This is a genomic window from Zhongshania aquatica, assembly GCF_027257955.1.
Taxonomy (GTDB): Bacteria; Pseudomonadota; Gammaproteobacteria; order Pseudomonadales; family Spongiibacteraceae; genus Spongiibacter; species Spongiibacter aquatica.
On record NZ_JANZNQ010000005.1, the window covers coordinates 24774 to 44892 of the forward strand.

At 49.2% G+C, this 20119-nt stretch carries 24 protein-coding genes; 13 read left to right on the plus strand and 11 right to left on the minus strand.

Annotation, left to right across the window (positions count from 1 at the left end):
• The first annotated feature begins 12 nt into the window (after positions 1–12).
• From ahcY to O9X78_RS06250, 5 genes are all read left to right on the plus strand, one after another.
• The gene (gene ahcY, locus O9X78_RS06230; protein WP_269618763.1) at positions 13–1386 is read left to right on the plus strand and encodes an adenosylhomocysteinase; all 1374 of its coding nucleotides are present in this window, start codon (positions 13–15) and stop codon (positions 1384–1386) included.
• Positions 1387–1497: 111 nt separating this feature from the next.
• The gene (gene metF / locus O9X78_RS06235; protein ID WP_269618764.1) at positions 1498–2331 is read left to right on the plus strand and encodes a methylenetetrahydrofolate reductase [NAD(P)H]; all 834 of its coding nucleotides are present in this window, start codon (positions 1498–1500) and stop codon (positions 2329–2331) included.
• Between the two features lie 275 nt (positions 2332–2606).
• Entirely contained in the window at positions 2607–2879 is a 273-nt protein-coding gene (locus O9X78_RS06240) for a type II toxin-antitoxin system Phd/YefM family antitoxin (protein ID WP_219043003.1), read from the plus strand.
• Entirely contained in the window at positions 2860–3132 is a 273-nt protein-coding gene (locus O9X78_RS06245; protein WP_219043004.1) for a Txe/YoeB family addiction module toxin, read from the plus strand. Before O9X78_RS06240 ends, O9X78_RS06245 begins: the two co-directional genes overlap by 20 nt.
• A 421-nt stretch (positions 3133–3553) precedes the next feature.
• On the plus strand, positions 3554–3958 hold the full coding sequence (locus O9X78_RS06250; protein WP_219043005.1) for an MAPEG family protein: 405 nt from the start codon (positions 3554–3556) through the stop codon (positions 3956–3958).
• A 449-nt stretch (positions 3959–4407) separates the two neighbouring features.
• Here O9X78_RS06250 and O9X78_RS06255 read toward each other — a convergent pair whose 3' ends face one another.
• Entirely contained in the window at positions 4408–4917 is a 510-nt protein-coding gene (locus O9X78_RS06255) for an MgtC/SapB family protein (RefSeq protein WP_269618765.1), read from the minus strand.
• Positions 4908–5876: a zinc transporter ZntB gene (locus tag O9X78_RS06260; protein WP_269618766.1), complete on the minus strand. Its 969-nt coding sequence runs from the start codon at positions 5874–5876 to the stop codon at positions 4908–4910. Before O9X78_RS06260 ends, O9X78_RS06255 begins: the two co-directional genes overlap by 10 nt.
• Before the next feature lie 200 nt (positions 5877–6076).
• Here O9X78_RS06260 and O9X78_RS06265 point away from each other — a divergent pair, with 200 nt between their 5' ends.
• The gene (locus O9X78_RS06265) at positions 6077–6955 is read left to right on the plus strand and encodes an LLM class flavin-dependent oxidoreductase (RefSeq protein ID WP_269618767.1); all 879 of its coding nucleotides are present in this window, start codon (positions 6077–6079) and stop codon (positions 6953–6955) included.
• A gap of 24 nt (positions 6956–6979) precedes the next feature.
• On the opposite strand, the gene O9X78_RS06270 is transcribed toward O9X78_RS06265, so the two are convergent.
• Positions 6980–7399: a MarR family winged helix-turn-helix transcriptional regulator gene (locus tag O9X78_RS06270; protein ID WP_269618768.1), complete on the minus strand. Its 420-nt coding sequence runs from the start codon at positions 7397–7399 to the stop codon at positions 6980–6982.
• Between the two features lie 269 nt (positions 7400–7668).
• On the opposite strand from O9X78_RS06270, the gene O9X78_RS06275 reads away from it, so the two are divergent.
• Entirely contained in the window at positions 7669–8253 is a 585-nt protein-coding gene (locus O9X78_RS06275) for a cytochrome b (protein WP_269618769.1), read from the plus strand.
• Positions 8250–8831, plus strand: a complete 582-nt coding sequence (locus O9X78_RS06280) for a YceI family protein (RefSeq protein ID WP_269618770.1) — start codon at positions 8250–8252, stop codon at positions 8829–8831. Before O9X78_RS06275 ends, O9X78_RS06280 begins: the two co-directional genes overlap by 4 nt.
• Before the next feature lie 89 nt (positions 8832–8920).
• On the opposite strand, the gene O9X78_RS06285 is transcribed toward O9X78_RS06280, so the two are convergent.
• Positions 8921–10297, minus strand: coding sequence for an ABC1 kinase family protein (locus O9X78_RS06285; protein WP_269618771.1), 1377 nt, complete (start codon positions 10295–10297; stop codon positions 8921–8923).
• Positions 10298–10423: 126 nt separating this feature from the next.
• Between O9X78_RS06285 and O9X78_RS06290 the strand changes: the two genes are divergently transcribed.
• Positions 10424–11623, plus strand: coding sequence for an Nramp family divalent metal transporter (locus tag O9X78_RS06290; protein ID WP_269618772.1), 1200 nt, complete (start codon positions 10424–10426; stop codon positions 11621–11623).
• Between the two features lie 10 nt (positions 11624–11633).
• Here O9X78_RS06290 and O9X78_RS06295 read toward each other — a convergent pair whose 3' ends face one another.
• On the minus strand, positions 11634–11933 hold the full coding sequence (locus O9X78_RS06295) for an SET domain-containing protein (protein WP_269618773.1): 300 nt from the start codon (positions 11931–11933) through the stop codon (positions 11634–11636).
• Positions 11934–12047: 114 nt separating this feature from the next.
• Positions 12048–12818, minus strand: a complete 771-nt coding sequence (locus O9X78_RS06300; RefSeq protein WP_269618774.1) for a dienelactone hydrolase family protein — start codon at positions 12816–12818, stop codon at positions 12048–12050.
• A 54-nt stretch (positions 12819–12872) separates the two neighbouring features.
• On the opposite strand from O9X78_RS06300, the gene O9X78_RS06305 reads away from it, so the two are divergent.
• Complete coding sequence (locus tag O9X78_RS06305; protein ID WP_269618775.1) at positions 12873–12995, plus strand: hypothetical protein; 123 nt, start codon at positions 12873–12875, stop codon at positions 12993–12995.
• A gap of 4 nt (positions 12996–12999) precedes the next feature.
• On the opposite strand, the gene O9X78_RS06310 is transcribed toward O9X78_RS06305, so the two are convergent.
• Positions 13000–13257: a hypothetical protein gene (locus tag O9X78_RS06310; protein WP_269618776.1), complete on the minus strand. Its 258-nt coding sequence runs from the start codon at positions 13255–13257 to the stop codon at positions 13000–13002.
• Positions 13258–13423: 166 nt separating this feature from the next.
• On the opposite strand from O9X78_RS06310, the gene O9X78_RS06315 reads away from it, so the two are divergent.
• The gene (locus O9X78_RS06315; protein ID WP_269618777.1) at positions 13424–14398 is read left to right on the plus strand and encodes a class 1 fructose-bisphosphatase; all 975 of its coding nucleotides are present in this window, start codon (positions 13424–13426) and stop codon (positions 14396–14398) included.
• Between the two features lie 33 nt (positions 14399–14431).
• On the plus strand, positions 14432–15265 hold the full coding sequence (locus tag O9X78_RS06320) for a 23S rRNA (adenine(2030)-N(6))-methyltransferase RlmJ (RefSeq protein WP_269618778.1): 834 nt from the start codon (positions 14432–14434) through the stop codon (positions 15263–15265).
• Between the two features lie 87 nt (positions 15266–15352).
• Here O9X78_RS06320 and O9X78_RS06325 read toward each other — a convergent pair whose 3' ends face one another.
• The 3 genes from O9X78_RS06325 to O9X78_RS06335 are packed head-to-tail and all read right to left on the minus strand — an operon-like array spanning position 15353 to position 18463.
• Positions 15353–16444, minus strand: coding sequence for a prenyltransferase/squalene oxidase repeat-containing protein (locus O9X78_RS06325; RefSeq protein ID WP_269618779.1), 1092 nt, complete (start codon positions 16442–16444; stop codon positions 15353–15355).
• A complete protein-coding gene (locus O9X78_RS06330; protein ID WP_269618780.1) occupies positions 16441–17157 on the minus strand; it encodes a class I SAM-dependent methyltransferase in 717 nt (238 codons plus the stop codon). The genes O9X78_RS06325 and O9X78_RS06330 overlap by 4 nt, the downstream gene beginning before the upstream one ends.
• Positions 17144–18463: a glycosyltransferase family 4 protein gene (locus tag O9X78_RS06335; RefSeq protein WP_269618781.1), complete on the minus strand. Its 1320-nt coding sequence runs from the start codon at positions 18461–18463 to the stop codon at positions 17144–17146. Before O9X78_RS06335 ends, O9X78_RS06330 begins: the two co-directional genes overlap by 14 nt.
• A gap of 281 nt (positions 18464–18744) precedes the next feature.
• On the opposite strand from O9X78_RS06335, the gene O9X78_RS06340 reads away from it, so the two are divergent.
• A complete protein-coding gene (locus tag O9X78_RS06340) occupies positions 18745–19140 on the plus strand; it encodes a hypothetical protein (protein ID WP_269618782.1) in 396 nt (131 codons plus the stop codon).
• 35 nt (positions 19141–19175) lie between these two features.
• On the opposite strand, the gene O9X78_RS06345 is transcribed toward O9X78_RS06340, so the two are convergent.
• Positions 19176–20102 (minus strand): branched-chain amino acid transaminase, encoded by a 927-nt coding sequence (locus O9X78_RS06345; RefSeq protein WP_269618783.1) that lies wholly within the window; start codon positions 20100–20102, stop codon positions 19176–19178.
• Between the last annotated feature and the right edge of the window lie 17 nt (positions 20103–20119).

The window sequence follows — 20119 nt, forward strand, 5'->3', positions numbered from 1 at the left end:
GAGGAATACAACATGACAACATTCACAGATTACAAAGTCGCCGACATCAGCCTAGCAGCTTGGGGACGCAAAGAACTCAGTATTGCAGAAGGCGAAATGCCAGCGCTGATGGCACTGCGCAGCAAGTACGGTGCAGACAAGCCATTAGCAGGCGCTAAGATTCTTGGCTGCATTCACATGACAATTCAAACCGGCGTGTTGATCGAAACCTTGATCGAACTCGGTGCCGAAGTGCGCTGGTCTTCATGCAATATTTTCTCTACCCAGGACCACGCTGCCGCCGCAATTGCCGCTGCGGGTATTCCTGTTTTCGCTTGGAAAGGCGAAACCGAAGAAGAATACGAATGGTGTTTAGAGCAAACCATTCTTAAAGATGGCCAGCCTTGGGATGCCAATATGGTATTGGATGACGGCGGCGACTTAACTGGCCTGCTTCATCAGAAATACCCACAAATGATGGATAGCATTCACGGTATTACCGAAGAGACCACAACAGGTGTTCACCGTCTTCAAGAAATGATGAAAAAAGGGGAGTTAAAAGTACCCGCCATCAATGTGAACGACTCGGTCACCAAGTCTAAAAATGACAACAAATACGGCTGTCGCCACAGCTTGAACGATGCGATCAAACGCGGCACAGATCACCTGTTATCTGGCAAGAAAGCATTGGTTATTGGCTACGGTGATGTGGGCAAGGGTTCTGCACAATCGCTTCGCCAAGAAGGCATGATTGTTAAGATCACCGAAATAGATCCGATCTGCGCAATGCAAGCCTGCATGGATGGCTATGAAGTGGTATCGCCATTCATCGACGGCATCAACGACGGCACTGAAGCCTGTATCAACACATTGGTGCTGGGAAACACTGATTTGCTGGTTACCACCACAGGCAACGTCAATGTATGCGATTCTAATATGTTGAAGGCTCTCAAAAATGGCTGTGTAGTCTGCAATATCGGTCACTTCGACAACGAAATTGATACGGCCTTTATGCGTAAAAACTGGGAATGGGAAGAAGTGAAACCACAGGTTCACCTCGTGTACCGTAACAAGGCAACTAACGACCATTTAATTCTACTGTCTGAAGGTCGCTTGGTTAACTTGGGCAACGCAACAGGCCACCCAAGCCGCATCATGGATGGCTCATTCGCCAACCAAGTACTGGCGCAAATGTACCTGTACGAGCGTCGCTTTGCCGACTTAGAAGATAACTTTAAAGCAGCTGCCATAACCGTTGAAGTATTACCTAAAAAGCTAGACGAAGAAGTAGCAGCTGATATGGTCGCTGGATTCGGTGGCGTCATCACCAAGCTCAGCACTACTCAGGCTGACTATATTGGTGTTAGCGTTGAAGGACCATTTAAGCCCGAGAGTTATAAGTACTAAGCGGGAGACGCTTGATGGGAGACGGCAAACGCGAGGGCTGAGTTGGCTTTTGCGTCTTCCGTCTCCCGTCCAGCCTTAAGCGATATTGCAAAACATCACCGGAACACCATCATGTCCAACCGTTACAGTTTTGAATTCTTCCCACCCAAAACCGAAGCCGGTCGCGAGAAGTTAAAAGACACCCGCAGCCAATTGGCCGCGCTGAATCCCGAGTTCTTTTCGGTGACCTACGGCGCTGGCGGCTCCACCCGCGACAACACCCGCGGCATTGTGCTGGAAACAAAAAAGGCCGGCTTATCAGTCGCGCCGCACTTGTCTTTTGGCGGCGATGAAGAGTCTGAGATTTTAGAATTATTAAACAGCTACAAAGATGCGGGTATCGATCGCATCGTTGCCCTGCGCGGTGACATTCCTTCTGGCATGGGCGCCACTCGCTTGGTTTATGCTCGTGAATTGGTTGAATTTATTCGCAAACACACTGGCGATCACTTTCAACTAGAAGTAGCGGCCTACCCAGAAATTCACCCTGATGGCAAAAGCTACGATGCCGATATTGGCTTTCTAAAAGACAAACTGGACGCCGGTGCAAACAGTGCCATCACCCAGTATTTTTTCAGCGCCGATTCCTACTTCTACTTTTTAGACGCCTGTGACAAGGCCGGTATCGACAAGCCGATTTACCCCGGCATTATGCCGATAACGAACTATACCAATCTGGCGCGTTTCTCCCGCAACTGCGGCGCAGAAATTCCCCGCTGGTTGTCGAAAAAACTAGAAGGTTACGGCGACGATCAGCAAAGCATCATTGATTTCGGCACAGAGTTTGTGACCGAGCTTTGCCATATTCTGATGGAAGGCGGCGCACCAGGTATTCATTTTTACAGCATGAATCAGGTAGAGCCGATTAAGAGTATTGCTAAAGCCGTGATGGAATCGCATCCATAAGCCCCACTCAGACGGCGTTTAGTACAAACGCCGTCTGCTTTAAGTAATCTGTAGTAAAAGTCAGTGCCAGCCACATTTTAATAAAGCAGATTTCACAGTGTGTATTTGAGGGCCGATGTTGGTAACAGGCGGATGGTCGAATATTCCGAACGCCGCCAGCACGCGGAGCTTTGCAGTGGAGCCGAAGGCACAACGACAAAGCTGTCGCAGAGCTTGGCCTTGTTAGGGCTCTTGGCATATAGTTGTACGGCATTTCCGTACATAAAGGTGGCCGCATGGACACGATCAGCGTAAACAAATTTAGAGACAACCTTAAAAGCGTTGTAGAACAAGTAGTTAGCAGGCATGAACCGCTCAAAGTGACTCGGCGAGCCGGTGAGGCTTTTGTTGTAATGAGCGCCGACGATTGGGAACGAGAGCAGGAAACCCTGCACGTACTCCAAAGCAAAAACCTCATGCAACAAATTGCCGATTCCCTTGAAACCCATACCCGCGGGCAAGGCTACAAACCGACCGAAGAGCAGATGAATGAGATCACTGGTATTTGAGGGTAATACCTGGGAAGCGTATGAAAGCATGCGCGAAAAGGACAAGAGGCTGCACAAGGCACTCTGTAAATTACTCAAGGAAATGCTCAGATCTGATGATCCTTCATCCGACCTCGGCAAGCCCGAACCACTCATGCACAATCTCTCGGGCCTTTGGTCAAAACGAATCTCGCAGAAAGACCGCTTGATATATCGTTTCGATGATAAGTCCATTTATATCTTCGCTATTGGTGGACACTACGATCAGCCCTAACGAGGCTGCAAAAAAACTCCAGCCACTCCAAAAATGAAATTACATTCGTGTTCCCACTCGAAATCTGGAGCTTATTCGCATGCCAACTCGGCCAGATTTCAAAAAAAGCGCCTATTTTTAGCTCAAAATGCAATCAAACAAATTCGCCAGAATTCCGTTTTAGTTTTTCTGCAGCCTCAACGCCTGAGCTTACCGGCATATTTTGGATTGCCGCAGGCAACGAAAAATATGTCCGAGTACAGCGAATTGTTAGGCGGAAGTCCTCCACGACCCCTGGAGCTCTCCCGAAACTGCCGACGCGGACGTATTGTTCTGCCACCGTACCCTTGTCATCAACTGTGTCCAGCGCCGTGCGATGCGTTGCATCTGTTCGGAGGCTTTGTACGTACAATAAATGCAAATTCAAATACTAGGAAAGATTATGACCGGATTCATTGCAGTGGTGCTTTACGTGGTGTGGATACAACTTCTCACGCTGTCTTACGCATTCCCTCGCGTGCCAATGGCGCTTTTCGGAGGCCGCAAGTTCTCAGACTGGGAACGCGCTGAGGTCAACCGCGACCCGGCCTTCATGGTTCGCGCCAAGGGCGCGCACCTGAACTGCGTGGAAAACTTTCCGCTTTTCGCAGGCGTGGTGGTGGTTGCCGCGCTCATGGGCAAGAGCCCCGTGGTAGATAGTCTTGCGATGTTCATCCTGCTTGCGCGCGTGGGGCAGAGCCTGTCACATCTCATAAGCACTGCCCCGGCGTTTGTGCTATCACGTGCTACGTTCTTCCTTGCCCAGGTCGGCATGATTTTCTGGATTTGCTTCCAGCTCATCGTCTGATTTTGCCCCTGGATGGGGGCGCCCGATACAGGACATCCCGTGATAATAGGGCCGAACCCGGCCGCCTAACAGTTTTGTTATCAAGACTGGGGTCACATATCACTTTGGCCCCCTATCACGGGAGCAAAAGTGAGCGACGTCTCAGAAAATTTAATTTTTTCAAAAGGTTGGCAAAGATGTGGCGCAAAAGCCTTTGAAGATATCACGAATCGTTCCCTGTATATTTTTGAATTTCCTTTCTCCCGATCATATACCTACTTGATTATAAATCAATCAGTTAGCGCCTCGCAGGCCGTGATAGGGAGCCTGTGGCTCCTGAAAAGGCGCCATTGGCGATTATCCTACGGTGATTTAATGCCTTTTATGGCATGTGAGTGCCCAATAATGACGGCTTGAAAAGAGAGCTCGCTTTTGTGACTGGTCAGCATTTGGCTTAATCAACACACGATTCATTTTTCCGGCGGCGGTTTTTTCTGGTAGCGTCGCCCTGTGATTTTTTGATGCACGCCCTTGCGCAGGGAGTGGAAACTGTTTTCCAATACGTCCACCCCAACCAAAATACCGACAACGACCAGCGCAATAAGTAAGGCGGGGCCATATTTATCTAGCCCGATCATCACGCCAATTGCCGCCAGCACCCATATTGCCGCTGCTGAGGTAACGCCCAAGACCATACCGTCGCGGGACAAAATCACGCCGGCACCGAGAAAGCCAATGCCGGTAATAATTTGACCTATTACCCGTGACGGGTCTGTTACGCCGTTACCCACCGATACCGCCATGGCCATAAACACATAGGTACCCAAGCAAATAAGTGCGGCGGTGCGAATACCGATAGGCTTGCCACGAACTTGCCGCTCTAGGCCAATGATTGCCCCAGCAACAATTGTAGTAAGTACACCGCCCCACTTGAGAGGCTCAATAGAAAAAAGCGCCAAATCCGGTAAATTTATAGCCATTTTTTATACCGAAAATAAATAAGTAATGCGCCGGAAATCGCCACTAAAATTCCGATAAATATCGCAAAGGCATTGCCGTTATCTGCGCCTGGAATACCACCCACGTTTATACCTAGTAAACCCGTTGCAAAGCCCAAGGGTAAAAATATCGCCGAGACAATAGACAGCACATACATACGGCTATTGGACTCCTCCGATATCTGATTCACCAATTCCTCTTGGCTTACCGCTGCACGTTCACGAATGCTATCCAATGTTTCTATATATTGTGCAAGCCGGTCACTAACCTCACGAACTTGCAAGCGCTGCGCATCGCCAAACCACGACAGGCGCTCACTCTGCACCCAACTCAGGGCTTCACGTTGCGGGGCAAGATAGCGTCGTAAGCTTATCGACTGCCGACGTACTTGACCTAGCTCGCTGCGCAACTTTGCGCGGGCACCCGTTAACAGCGATTCTTCAAGTTCATCAACCTTGTCCTCGGCTGCGTCTATTGGGCCAGCAATACGCCTGACCAATCGATCACACAGCACTGCGACGAACTCTGCGCTAGTTGTGGGGCCCGCTTCATCTTTGAAACTGCGGACAATATCATCTACCGACAGTAGTCGACGTTTTCGCGAGCTAATAATCCGATACTCAGACACACATAAACGGATGGAAACCATGTCTTCCGGGTCCGCTTCTGGATTCATATTCACGCCGCGCAGCGCCATTAGCAGGCCGCCCGCGTGGGAGGTCGCGCGCGGACGAGTATCCTCCGCAACTAATGCGGCAATCGCAATGTCATCAAGGCCACTACGCTCTTGCAACCACGCCAAGGTACCTGATTTGCTGTAATCCATGTGCAACCACAGCAAGCCGTGGGCAGGTTCCCACTTAGCCAACTCAGCGGAGCTAATATCACGGGCACCGCCTTTGCCATCAAGTATTTTTGCGTAGACTAAAAAATCATCCATACCGAGTATCTCATTTTTTCATATTCTCATTGATAATCGCACAGCAGAACCGCGATAAACAATCGCCTAGTATCAGGAACGCGCATATGCGCAGTCTATTTTCTTATACCTATTCACTATGATTTACCGCGATTCGCCACAAGCCAACATTGCGCACGTACAATACCCCTTGATAATAAAATAATGCCACAGGACCTATCATGAAAATCGGTGTTTGCCTTCCCTATATGCAGCGCGACATAAGCCGTCAAAACTTTAAAGATTGGTGCCGCATTATTGACCAAGGGCCCTTCCATAGCCTGTCTTGCGGCGAGCGTGTCACAGGTTATAGCTACGAAATGCGCAATATTTTAGCCTTTGCCGCTGCCGCCACCGAACGGGTTCGTATTATTCCCGCCCTATATGTACTGCCGATGCACAGCGCTGTGCAAGCGGCCAAAGAGATTGCCACCCTCGATATTTTGTCGGAAGGTAGGGTTACATTGACCGTGGGCGTGGGCGGTCGCGAAAAAGATTATGAAGCCCTCGACGCCAGCTTTAAAAACCGCTTTCAAAGGATGGACGATCAAATCGCCACCATGAAAAAAATCTGGCGTGGTGAACTGCTAGATGGCTTAGAGGAAATCGGCCCGACCCCCATTCAGGCGGGCGGTCCGCCGATATTAGTGGGGGCAATGGGACCAAAAAGTATTCAGCGGGTATCGAAATGGGCCGACGGTCTGTACGGCTTTGCAATGGACGGCAACTCCGACTTAATCAATCATTTTTTCAGCTCCGCCGATAATGCCTGGCAAGAATCTGGTCGCGAGCAAAAACCCTATCGCATGGGTGGATTCTGGTATTCGCTGGCCGATAACGCCGAAGAAGCGTTGGGTAACTATGTATTTGATTACCTAAAAACCTTTGGCGAAGACGATGCCCGAAAAATAGCCAAGACTATGACAATGCACGACCCGATTGCGATCCAAGACGGGCTGGACGCCATAGAAGCGCTAGGCTGTGACGAGATTCAACTGGTGCCGGCAAGCTCAGACGTAAGCGAGGTGGATCGTCTAGCAAACATGTTGGCAGGCCGCTAAAACGACATACTACGAAATACAGCGCTATTTTAATTTGGCGAATATATCGAGAACGGTATTTAGCTGCTTGCCAGTCACGTTCTCCATCAAACTATTAGCACAGTGTATGCAAGTCACTAGAGCATCGTTATAAATTTCCACCCCGGTCGCGGTTAGCTTCACCAGGCTAAACCGCGCGTCGCGCGCATTCACCACTTTCTCAACAAGATGCAGTTTTTGCATAGGATTAAGCTTTTTAGTAATACCCGACGGCGACAAGCTCACCGCATCTGCAAGCTCTGTTCTGCTCATCGTATACTCCGGCGCCCTATGCAGATAATGCATCACCATAAATTCAGCAAAGCTAATACCATGGGCGCTAAGCTTGCGATCCGCCTGTTTTATAAAGGCAGAACTCAATGACGACATCTCTGTTAATAAATGAAAAGAAGCTGGGAGCTCCATAATAACAACCCCTAATACTTGACTAGTAAAATATTAATCAAGTATATATCGATGAGTATTTAGACTGCAAGGGGTAAATATACCGGACTAAAATCAGCCAAAATCCTCAACCCCTGCCAATAACATCAAATAAGCTGATCAATTAACCCAGAATTTTGCACTTTTCTATTAATTTATTGTTTATATACTCAAATTCTAGAAAATAACTGAAAACACAAATATCGACTTTTTCAGTGAGCTTGGATGAAATCTCAGACAAAGGAGCCGTCATGACAGCAAAAAATACCTACAGCCGCTACGGCTGGGTCAGTGTTGGCCTGCATTGGCTAATGGCCATTACCGTTATTGGCATGTTTGCTCTTGGTATTTGGATGCGCCAATTGTCTTACTACGACCCCTGGTACAAAGACGGGCCAACAATCCATAAAAGCATAGGTATTTTGTTATTCCTCGTTCTGCTGGCGCGCATTGTTTGGCGCAATATCAATATACGCCCTAGCGACGACCCAGCACTGAAAGCGTGGGAGAGAGTAACCGCCCACCTCACCCACTTTGCACTGTATGGCTTGATGCTCGCACTGATGATTGCAGGGTATTTAATTTCAACAGCAGATGGTCGGCCCATCGAGGTATTTAATTTATTTAGCGTGCCCGCAACCTTACACGGAATAGCGGATCAAGAAGATATTGCTGGTGAGATACACGAAATTCTCGCATGGACACTCATTTTATTAGCCGGTGTTCATGCGCTCGCCGCATTGAAACATCATTTTATAAACCACGACTCGACCCTGCTAAAAATGCTGGGAAGAGAATCAACGATGACATCACCACAAAAGGAATCTGAACTATGAAAAAGCTAATCGCCCTAGGCTTTACCGCACTACTCGGACTCAGCGGCGCACTGCATGCCGCAGAATACAAAATTGACACAGCCGGCGCCCACGCCTTTGTGCAATTTAAAATTAAACACCTTGGCTACAGCTGGCTATATGGCCGCTTTAATGACTTTGAAGGTCGCTTTAACTACGACCCGGCTAAGCCTGAAGCATCGACGGTCGACGTCACAATCAAAACCGCCAGTCTCGACAGCAATCATGCTGAGCGCGACAAGCACTTACGTGGCAAAGACTTTTTAGAGGTAGACAAATACCCTACCGCCACATTCAAAAGCACCAGCTTTAAAGCGCTTGGCGACGGTAAGGCGGAATTGAAAGGTATGCTTACCCTACACGGCGTAAGCAAACCCGTGACTATTGCGGTAACTGAAATTGGTGGCGGCAAAGATCCTTGGGGTGGTGTTCGCCAAGGTTTTCACGGCACCACAGAAATCGCCCTGAAAGACTTTGGCATCGACTTCGATCTTGGCCCAGCATCGCAAGTTGTCGAGCTGACGCTTGACGTAGAAGGTATTGCACAATCAATGATGTAAACCAAATGAACTTATTCGACGTAACACTACTCGAAGATTAGGAATTACCCTCATTCAGTCTCGATACTTTGGCCGCTTTGCGGCCTTTTTTATTTCCGACCTTCCCCTATATATTTTTGAATAGCATCGTCTGCGTTAAATTGCGCATCTAACAATGCAATCAGTGCATAGACCCCCATTAACTTGCGCATCACATACAAAAAGTCTTTTGGCGGCAGGGCAAAATACTTGCTAATTGACGCAGTCACCGCCCGTTTTGCAATACGTTGCGGCAAACCACTGTTCCGCCACCAGTAGAACCCGTCTTCAGTAAGCGCCCGCGCGGGTACAGAACTATCAATGGGCCTCAGCGGTTCGGCGATGTCCACCCCGATATCAACAAAATTATCGAGCACCGTCTTCGGAAAATGCGATTTCATAAATCCGAGGCTTATTGATCTCGCCAAAAACGTCGGTTTATCGCGCTCGCAGGCAGCAACTAACATATCGCAAAATTCGTCCGCGAATTCAGCGGGTAATAGGCGCATGGCACCGAAATCCAGCAACACTAACTTATCATCCGACCCATTTTCGTCGATACGCACACGATAATTGCCGAAATTTGGGTCAGTCTGCATTCGCCGCCATTCAAATAATTCGGTGAGGAAAAGCTCCAAGATCGATCGACCTAAACGATTGCGCCGCGGCTGGGGTAGCGCCGCAACCTCGGCGGCATTCACCGATGTTGCCGACTCATAACTCATGGTGAGAATACGACGGGTACAAAACTGCGGATAGCTTTTTGGCACCACAAAACGCTCGTCATCGACTAGGGAGTTTCTAACAAAATCCAGATCTCGACGCTCTTGTTCGTAATCCACTTCTTTATGTAACAAGGCGCGAATATCGCCAAACCATTCATCTAAATTTCGTGTACTCGGTATTAGCCTCGACATTTTCATCAAATGCATCACGGCGCTAAAATCGGCATCTATGGTGTCTTCCACCCCCGGAAATTGCACTTTTATACAGAGCAATTCGCCGGTTTCTCGCAATACCGCGCGATGCACCTGACCCAGCGATGCTGCCGCCAATGGCTGCGGATCTATGTCTAGCTCAGCCAGTACATCCTCGCCCAACTCGTTTACCATCGCTTTTCTAATGGCTCGCCACGACATCGGCTGAGTATTATCCTCAAGCTTATGCAGAGCCTCGGCCACCTCCGGCGGCATTAGATAGTCCCCGTAGGTCGCCATCATCTGGCCAATTTTTACCACACTGCCCTTTAAGCGCCCGAGCTCCGCAACAAAAAAATCGATGTTCTCGGTGCGCTTAGCCAGCGCCTCTTCACCATCACCACTAATCCGCTGCCAGAGGTTTTGTCGCACGGCCCGGGCGCCGTAGCGCAAGCCCACTTTGGACAGCTCAAAACGACGAGAAAACGCGCCGGTTTTCAATTTGTCGAGGGGGTTGTCCTTGTCACTCATAGAAACGTATTTACCTTATTCAATCATATTCATCACTACCGATCGCAACGCTAGTGACCTACTATTCGTCTATATTGCATTATCGTTCATCGACACGGCCAAACAACATCCTAACAGGTATTAGCCATGAAGCAGCTTCGCGCCCTCACTCTAATTGGCCCCGGATTTGTTGTCGCGGCGACCGGTCTAGGGGCTGGCGATTTAGTTGCCGCGGCGGTATCCGGCGCCAGTCTCGGCACCCAACTGCTTTGGGCTATTGCCTTTGGTGCCATTATTAAACTCGCTCTGAACGAGGGCTTGGCGCGCTGGCAGTTAGCTACGGGGAACACATTACTCGCCGGCTGGCAGCAGTATTTACCACACTGGATAAATTGGTATTTTCTCATTTATCTCTTTATTTGGGCATTTCTTGTTGGCGCAGCGCTCATGGCGGCCTGCGGCTTGGCTGCAAATGCACTGCTCCCGCAGTTATCGATAAATAGCTGGGCCTCACTGCACTCTCTAGTCGCCATTACTCTGGTTCTATTCGGGCGCTACTCACTTTTTGAACAGGCAATGAAAATTCTCATTCTGCTCATGTTTGCCACGGTAATGGCAGCACTCTTTGCGAGTGATTGGTCGAGCATAGGTGATAGCTCATCGACGACCATTAGCAGCATCAGTGAGCATTTTAATTTAGTCATGGCACTTGTTGGCGGCGTTGGCGGCAGTGTCACTTTGTTGTGCTACGGCTACTGGATGCGAGAAAAAGGCTGGCAGAATAGTGAGTCGCTCACCCTCGCACGGATAGATTTGATCATCGCCTACACAATTACTGCTCTATTTGGCATGGGAATTATGATTCTTGCCTCGCAGTCGGCGCCCGAATCAGCGTCTGGCACCCATATATTGCTGGCGATGGCCGATCAACTTGGCCTGCTGCTAAGCCCCATTTTTAGAGACCTTTTCTTAGTTGGGGTTTGGGCTGCGGTATTCAGCTCGATGCTCGGTGTATGGCAGGGCGTGCCCTATATTTTTACAGATGCCACAGCACATTGGCGTGGCACACAGGAAGCAAATGGGGTAAGCAGCAAGGCCTACAAATTGGCGCTGCTGTATATCGCCATTCCGCCCGTTGCACTGCTTTACATGGGTAAACCTGTTTGGCTCATCATTTTATATTCGGTTACTGGCGCCTTGTTCATGCCCTTTTTGGCTCTCACGCTACTTTACTTAAACAACCGAATTATCGCGCCAGCGTTGCGCTATGGCTTTATCAGCAACATCGCAATTGTTATCGCATTAATACTATTTTCATGTATTGGCGCACAGTATTTTCTATCCTGAATGAAGCCAGCTAGTGCCACTCGTCGCCATAGTCATGGAGCAACTCTTCGCCAGCCGCTATATCGCGTAGCGCCACGACGGTGAAATCATCGTAGTAAATGACGTTGGCAGACTTATGATGGTTGATGTACTTGAGCGCGCACGTCACATCAATCAAACGGCCATCTGTCATGGTCAGTGTATGCAGACCCGCCTCGATAGCGGGCCTGGTTTCACATACCCCAAGTACAGTGCCTTCAATAATGCCCTTTCGAGCAAATAAACCTTTACCGTGAATAGCACTTTTCTGTACGCGATAGCACTTTTTCATATCACTCCCTCGGCAGCACAAATAACGAGCACGCAGAGGACTATGTGATACATTCCTTCGCCCTGCTATCGACTATTCGCTCGTTAACAGGGCCAAGCAATGACTACGCCAATCTTACTCAGCCAACATCGTCATCAATGCATCCCAACTGACTTTATCTGCATGAGCATCATACGCCAGCGGCATGTCATATTTTTTACCGAGTTCGGTTGAGCCAGGATTTGTAAAACTGTGCTTCACGCCCGGAAAGCTTAGCAATTCAAAATCAACACCAGCCACGGACATTTCTTCGACAAAACCTGCCACTTGTTTTGCTGGCACCATCGTGTCGGCACCGCCCGTTGCCACTAATACCTTCGCCTTAATCGTGCCAGGCTCAACCTTGGTGTCAGTACCCAGCGATCCATGGAAACTCGCCACGCCAGCAAGATCAAGTCCACGGCGTGCTTGATTCAATACCACCGCCCCGCCAAAACAATAACCAATGGCGAACAACTTTTGACTATTTACTGATGGCTGCTTACGTAAAATAGCTAATGCCGCATCAAAACGCGCATCCATTTTTTCCGGTTCGGCTAGTGCCGCATTCATAAATGACATCGCATCCTTGGGGTGGCTTGTGGACTTACCTGTGCCATACATATCAACCGCAATTGCCGTGTAACCTAATTCCGCTAGCTGGTGAGCCCGCTCCCGTGCGTAATCATTCAAACCCCACCATTCATGAACTACAACCACCGCAGGCGATGGCTGAGTGACCTCACTATCGTGATACATAACCGCGGTTCCGAGCTTATTAGGCAGGGTAATTTTTTTCTCAACAACGGCGGCATGTAAAGCTGAACTCGCGAGTGCCGCAGCTATAAGTAAGGTTAAAAATCTCATTCGAAACTCCCCTAAAACAATAATTATAAGCCTACGAAATATAACGCATTCGCGATGACAAACATACGCGAGATAAACAGCAGCGTGTGCGAACGCCTCAAAACCAAGGGCATTCGCTCCGGTTCGGTGAATACCCTATCGGGCGGCTATAACGGTGTGCTTAATCATTCCACCTAACCAATCACATCATATCCCGTTCTAAGTCACGTAACCGGCGAGAGTAGTAGCGGCAGTTTTTCCATATCCAGTCTTCTTTGGCGCGACGTGCTTTCTTCATTGCTGCGCCACTGGCATAACCCTTTAGTTTTTTGCCATCTCCCAATGCCTGCTCTAAGCGAACCGCCTCAACTTTTCTCGCGCGGCAGGCTTGCCAATCTGCGGCACACAGTAGCGACGAGAATCCAAAACATAGAGCGAGCAATATCAGACGAGATTTCATGATGACCTCCTTGTCAGTCGTGAAATTGTTTCGTTAACGATAAATGAATCAGGCAGTCGATGTAAAATCAATCTAGCTTTTGACTTCACCAACCCTGTCTAACTGTCTTATGCGCACGCTGACTGGCATAATAGTCCGCTGTTAACTCGTAAACGGAATTTTCTCCATGAGCAGAATTGCACTGCCCCAGTATTTAGCAAACGCCGACGTTGCGCCAGAATTACAATCCATCATTCTCGGTTTGGCCGATGTGAGCATCAATATCAGCAAGTCCCTAGCGAAGGGTGCTTTAGCGGGCATTCTCGGTGCCGCTGGCGCTGAAAATGTGCAGGGAGAAGATCAAAAGAAACTTGATGTCATCGCCAACGACATGATCAAAGACGCCTTAGCGGCGATACCGGCTGTGCGCGGCTTAGCCTCTGAAGAAGAAACCGATGTCGTCCCTTGCCATACCAACGGCAGTTTTTTGGTCACCTTCGACCCCCTCGATGGCTCATCGAATATCGATATTAATAGCATGGTCGGCACCATCTTTTCAGTGCTGCCCCACAGCGGCACGGAAGTAGTTACCGAACAGGACTTCCTTCAGCCCGGCCGCCATCAAAGTGCAGCAGGTTATGTTTTGTACGGCCCGTCGGTGATGCTGGTATTAAGTATCGGTAAGGGCGTGGTGATGTTCACCCTCGACCAAGACGTCAACAACTATTTAATGACCGACGCAGAAGTCGCGATTCCCGCAGACGCGAAAGAATTCTCCATCAATATGTCTAACCAACGTCATTGGGTAGCACCAATGCAAGACTATATTGCCGATCTAATGGCTGGCAAAGACGGTCCGCGCGGTAAAGATTTTAATATGCGCTGGGTCGCGGCAATGGTCGCCGATGTTCATCGTATCCTGTGTCGCGGCGGTTTGTTCACCTACCCGTGGGACAGCCGTAAACCAGACCAAGCGGGCAAACTACGTCTCATGTATGAAGCGAACCCAATGGGATATTTAGTCGAACAGGCAGGCGGTGAAGTGTGGACCCCTGACGGCAAGATTCTCGATATTCAGCCAGAACATATCCACCAACGCGTTCCCGTTATATTGGGTGCAGCAAACGAAGTCGCGCTTTGCGTAGACTATCACCAGCGCTGAGACCTCTCAGCGCCAGCACCGGAATAGTCGGCAATGCTTAGTTACCGCCACGGCTTTCACGCCGGCAATCACGCTGATGTGTTAAAGCACGTCGTTGAGGTACTCATCCTCGACTACTTGCTACAAAAGCCCACAGCCCTATCTTACATCGACACCCATGCTGGGGCGGGGTTTTACCATTTTGCCAGTGCTTTTAGCGCCCAAAACCGCGAATTCGACAGCGGTATCGCGAAGCTTTGGCAATCTGAAATAGAGCTTCCGGCCGCGCTTAGACGTTACCTCGACATTATCAACACTTGCTCCGCGGGCGAAGCAGCTGGCTACCCCGGCTCGCCGGCCATTGCACTGGCACTGTTACGCGAGCAGGACAAAGCACACTTATTTGAACTGCATCCTAACGATCACCAGAATTTGAGTAAGCGTTTCAAACGACGCGCCCAAATTCATGACAGCGATGGATTTGCGGGATTAAAAGCCTTATTGCCGCCACCCAGCAAACGGGCACTGGTGTTGATTGATCCACCTTACGAAGACAAAAATGACTACCGCAATGTCATTACCACATTAAAAGATTGCCAAAGACGATTCCAGAATGGCGTGTACGCACTCTGGTACCCGCTCATTCCTAGAGACGAATCAAAGGATTTAGGCCGCCGGTTGAAAGCACTATCACCAAGTAATTTCTTACATGCGCAACTTTGTGTTCAGGCCGAGCAAGGCAGTCACGGCATGTATGGCAGTGCGATGTTTGTCATCAATCCACCGTGGCAACTAAACACGCAGCTACAAGAAGTCATGCCTGTTTTACAAACATTACTAGCTGATGCTGAAAGTAAGCCATTCACCCTTGATGCTGTGATTGCGTAGTTGGAGCAAAGAAGAAACACGCATATTCTAGCTGATTTCTCCCCAGCTACTGACGAGAAAACTCAGATCAAAATCAGTGAAAATGGTTTAGGCCTTAGACGTTCGGGCGCGGCCTTTTTCTGACGTGTGCTCGACAGCTTTGACGTCTAATAAACGAACCTGACTAAACAAATGATAGGCGGCAGTGTGTTCTGTCAGCGCATCGGCCGCCAGTAAGATTGCAGCAGCAGTCCATGTTGGGCGTTCATCTGGCCACAACACATCTTCTACAAATTGGTAACCAGTCCAGTATTCGCCATTGGATTCACGCCACTGATGCAACCAGCTATACACCATTACTGCGCGAGCGTGATCACCTGCCGCTAATAACGCCATAGTTAACTCGCAGGACTCAGCGACAGTCACCCATGGCTGATCCGATACGCATCGGCAACCCAAACCCTGCTCTACAAAATCGTCCCAGCGTTTTTGCAAATGGGCGCTCGCCTTTGCGCTGGGCACCGCGCCAGTCAACACTGGATAGAACCAATCCATGGAGTAACGCGCCTTGCTTTCCCAGGTACGATCAAAACGTTCGGGTTTGTTACGTAAAGCGTCGCCCAAGGCTGCCCGTGCATCTCGCCAATCGGCGCGCGGGTCGCCAATGATCACAGAAATATTCACAGCGCATTCAAGGCTTTTATAGATAGAAGAACAACCGGTAATCAGCGCATCTGGCATTGGCTGGCCGTGAGCGTCTACCGCCCAATTTATTTCGCCGTGACGGGACTGTTGCGCGAGTACAAATCCAATGGCACGCCGAACGCAGGGCCACATTTCACGCAAAAATGATCGGTTTTCGCTAATTAAGTAGTGATGCCAAACACCGGTCGCGATATACGCGACAAAGTTCGTTTCACGGCGCTCTTTGTTATCAACTTCACCGGCACGGTATGCTGCCCACCAACTGCCGTCTTCTAGCTGTGCGTTCTTCAACCACCGGTAGGCGTTTTCAGCGGCCGCATACTCCCCACCAATACTCAGACCCATCGCCGATTCAACATGATCCCAAGGGTCACAATGTCCGCCATCAAACCACGGTATACTGCCATCAGCCTGCTGCGCACGAAGTAAAAATTCGACCGTCGGTCGGAAGAACTCTTGCGGAAAAAGACCCTTACTCAGAAACAGTCCGCTCATGCCGCTTTCGCCTTTTCAAAATACATGACTACTGATTTCCCCAGCACTGGATTCAAGCTTGCCTCTAAGGTTCGCGTGAACAGGGGCCTATCCATTAAGTCCCAGACTAAAAAACGGTGGTATTGCTTAATGATAGGATTGGAATCCTGATTTTTCCAAAATGCGCATTTCAGCCACCAATAGGGTGAATGCAAAGCGTGTGCCCAATGGCGTCGATAAAACCGAAAACCCAAACTCTGAATTTGGCGGCGCAATTCGCTCGCCTTAAATATGCGTAGATGGCCGCCTTCAACCTTGTGATAAGCCTCGCTTAGCGCCCAACATATTTTTTCCGGCCAGGCTCTTGGTACGCTGGCACAGAACAGGCCACCAGGTTTAAGCACGCGCTCAATTTCTTTTAATACCGATTGATAGTCCGGGATATGCTCTAAGACTTCCGAGCAGATAATTTTATCAAAGGTATTATCGGCAAAGGGCAGCTGCATAGCATCGCCATTGGCAAGACCGAAACCCTTATTAGCGTCCTCGCCCGGACAGAAATCCTTGAACCTTTCTTGCGCAGTTTTCAAATCACCGAGAGATAAATCTACGCCAATCGCGGTGACGTCAGCTTCAACATACGCAGAGATAACATGGCGACCTTCGCCACAACCGAGGTCTAGGATTATGTCTCCTCGATTTAATTGAAAATGACGAAAATCAACCGTTTTCACGTTGTATCACCTGCCAATAATAATTCGTCATTTGCTGCGCGGCCCGCGTCCAGCAGAACAATTCTTCTATGCGTTTACGACCTGCTACAGCCAATTCATCACGCCATGCAGGTGAGGCCAGCAAGGTTTCTAAAGCTTCAGCAATGGCCGCACTATCGCGAACCGGCACCTTAACAGCCGCGTCACCGACCACCTCGGGCAATGCACCACCGTCGGTAGAAATCAATGCGGTGCCACAGGCCATGGCTTCGCCTGCAGGCAAGCCAAAGCCTTCGTATATTGAGGGAACCACCACCACCGAGGCCTCGTTATAGTACTTAACCAGATCTTCAGTACTAATGCCGCTAACGGCGCGAATATGTTTGCCGATACCTAATTTGCGGATCAACTCACCACTTTCGCCGTCTTCTTTCGGTTTACCCACCAGCAATAATTCGAGATCAGGGTAATTAGGCACAACCGCAGCAACCGCCTCTAACAAATAACGCATACCTTTCAGTGGTTGGTCAGATGACACCGTCGCCATAATGCGATTCGGCTTTTTCGCTACGTGTTCAAGCGGCTTAAATTCCTCGGTATCGATTCCACAATGGACCAAGCTAATTCCCGCCGGTTGTATATCAAAGGCGGCGGCGATATCCATTCTCGACCGCTCAGACACCGTCACCACATGATGAAGCTCCCGCGCAACATTACGCTGCATAATCAAAAAGCTGTGCCAACGACGTATAAGTAGTCGCTCCGTCCAACTTTTCGCCGCTTTTAACGCAATCTTTAAATCACTGGTAATCGGATGATGGATCGTTGTAATTAACGGAAAGCCCTGCTTTTGCAGCTCCAACATGCCGTAACTCAAGCACTGATTGTCATGGATAATATCGTAATGACGACCGTGTTCTTTTAAATATTTGAGCACCCGCCGTCCAAAGCAATAGGGCTCAGAAAATGCACCGGTGAGCTTCCCCGTCCATTCGTAGATATTGGTAAGGGAAGTGAGATGATGTGGGCGAATCGACGTTAAGCCGGTTTCAAATAAATTCATGCCCGGCATTTTGATGAGATTTACCCGCGGATCAAGATGGGGGTATGGCTGACCAGAGATCACGTCAACCTGGTGACCAGCCTCAACTAAAGCCTTACTCAAATACTTAAGGTAGATACCCTGACCACCGCCATAGGGCGCGCTTCGATACCCCAAAAGGCATACTTTTAAGGCGCGCCTTGGTCTCGCTTCATTTAAAGACGTAACACTGGCTTTAGCAGCCCGGAGTATGGGCTGACTGGCAATTGCTGATTCTGACGGCATAAAACGGGGCCACTATTCTTCTGATTGCTGTTATTTGGAATATAGTCCGTGGAATTCTTCTAAGCCTAAAAACCTATTAAAGATACCGAGGTCATATCAGGCACCTTAAGGCGTTGGCCAAGTACAAATAGAAAGAATGCCGCTCATGTAGTAACAGGATTCTAACCATGGGATGAGCATAAATCCACCTGCGATGACAAAGGGCCCGGTGATCTGGCATTAAGACTTTGTCATGTTAAACTCGCCAAGCTCACAAATTTGCCGATGAGAACCCCAGACACATGCGCATAAACGTCATTTTTTGCACATTTTTCAGTGCGATACTTTGCCTAGTTACGTTGAGCGGCTGCGCGAGTCGGCCGGCGCAGCAGGCGCCACGTGGCAAATTTGAACAAACCATCAAAGCTGGTGATATTCGCTTATTTAGCTATAGCCAACCATTGTTTCGCGAAGCGCCTCGCCCCATAACCTCTTCAAATCGGCGCGAAGATGGCACAGGCAAACCACGGGAGGACAGTGAGTCTCAATTAAAAAGAACATTAAACGACTTGGAACACGATCCACGACTAAAAAAATACTGCCCAGTTGGCTACCTTATTATTGATAAATACGCGGTGCTAAATGAGGTCGTTATCAGAGGGGAATGCAAATACAGCGAAAAACCCAAGGAGAAATAAACGCCGCAGCTAGCGCTACGGCGTTCGATCAAAACTTACTTAACAGGCGTCAACCACTCAGGAAACTCTTCGCGACGTCCTTTAACTTGATCAAAATACATATTTTGTAGCAAGTTAGTCACAGGGCCACGTGAACCGGAGCCGATAATCCGACCATCCAACTCGCGAATCGGCAGAACTTCTGCTGCAGTACCAGTAAAGAAGGCCTCATCCGCAACGTAAACTTCATCACGCGTGATACGTTTTTCTTCCACTTTCAAACCAAGCTCATTGGCAAATTCAAAAATGGTGTTGCGCGTAATACCATCTAAGCAGCTGGTTAACTCAGGGGTATACAACTTGCCGTTGCGAACAATAAAGACATTCTCGCCACTGCCTTCGGCAACATAGCCTTCGTTGTCCAGAAGCAGCGCCTCTTCACAGCCGCTGTCCAAGGCTTCGCGCAGAGCCAACATCGAATTGATGTAATGACCATTCGCCTTAGCTTTACACATCGAAATATTGACGTGGTGACGTGTATAGGACGAGCAACGTACTTTAATACCTTTGTCCCGCGCCTCAGGGCTCATGTAACTTGGCCAATCCCAGGCGGCAACAATAACGTGCATCTTTAGGTTGTCGGCACGCAGACCCATACCTTCTGAGCCGTAAAAGCACATAGGACGCAAATACGCTTCCTGCAATCCGTTTTCACGAACCACGGCACGCTGAGCTTCATTAACCTGATCTTTGGTCACTGACATTTCCATACGCATGATATGCGCAGACCGGAATAAGCGGTCAGTGTGCTCGTGCATACGGAAAATGCAGGTGCCACGATCTTTGGTTTGATAGGCGCGTACGCCTTCAAACACGCCCATACCGTAGTGCAGTGTATGTGTTAAAACATGAACCCGCGCATCGCGCCAGGGAACCATTTCACCGTCGAACCAAATCAGGCCGTCACGATCAGCCATAGACATCGTGTGTTACTCCTCAA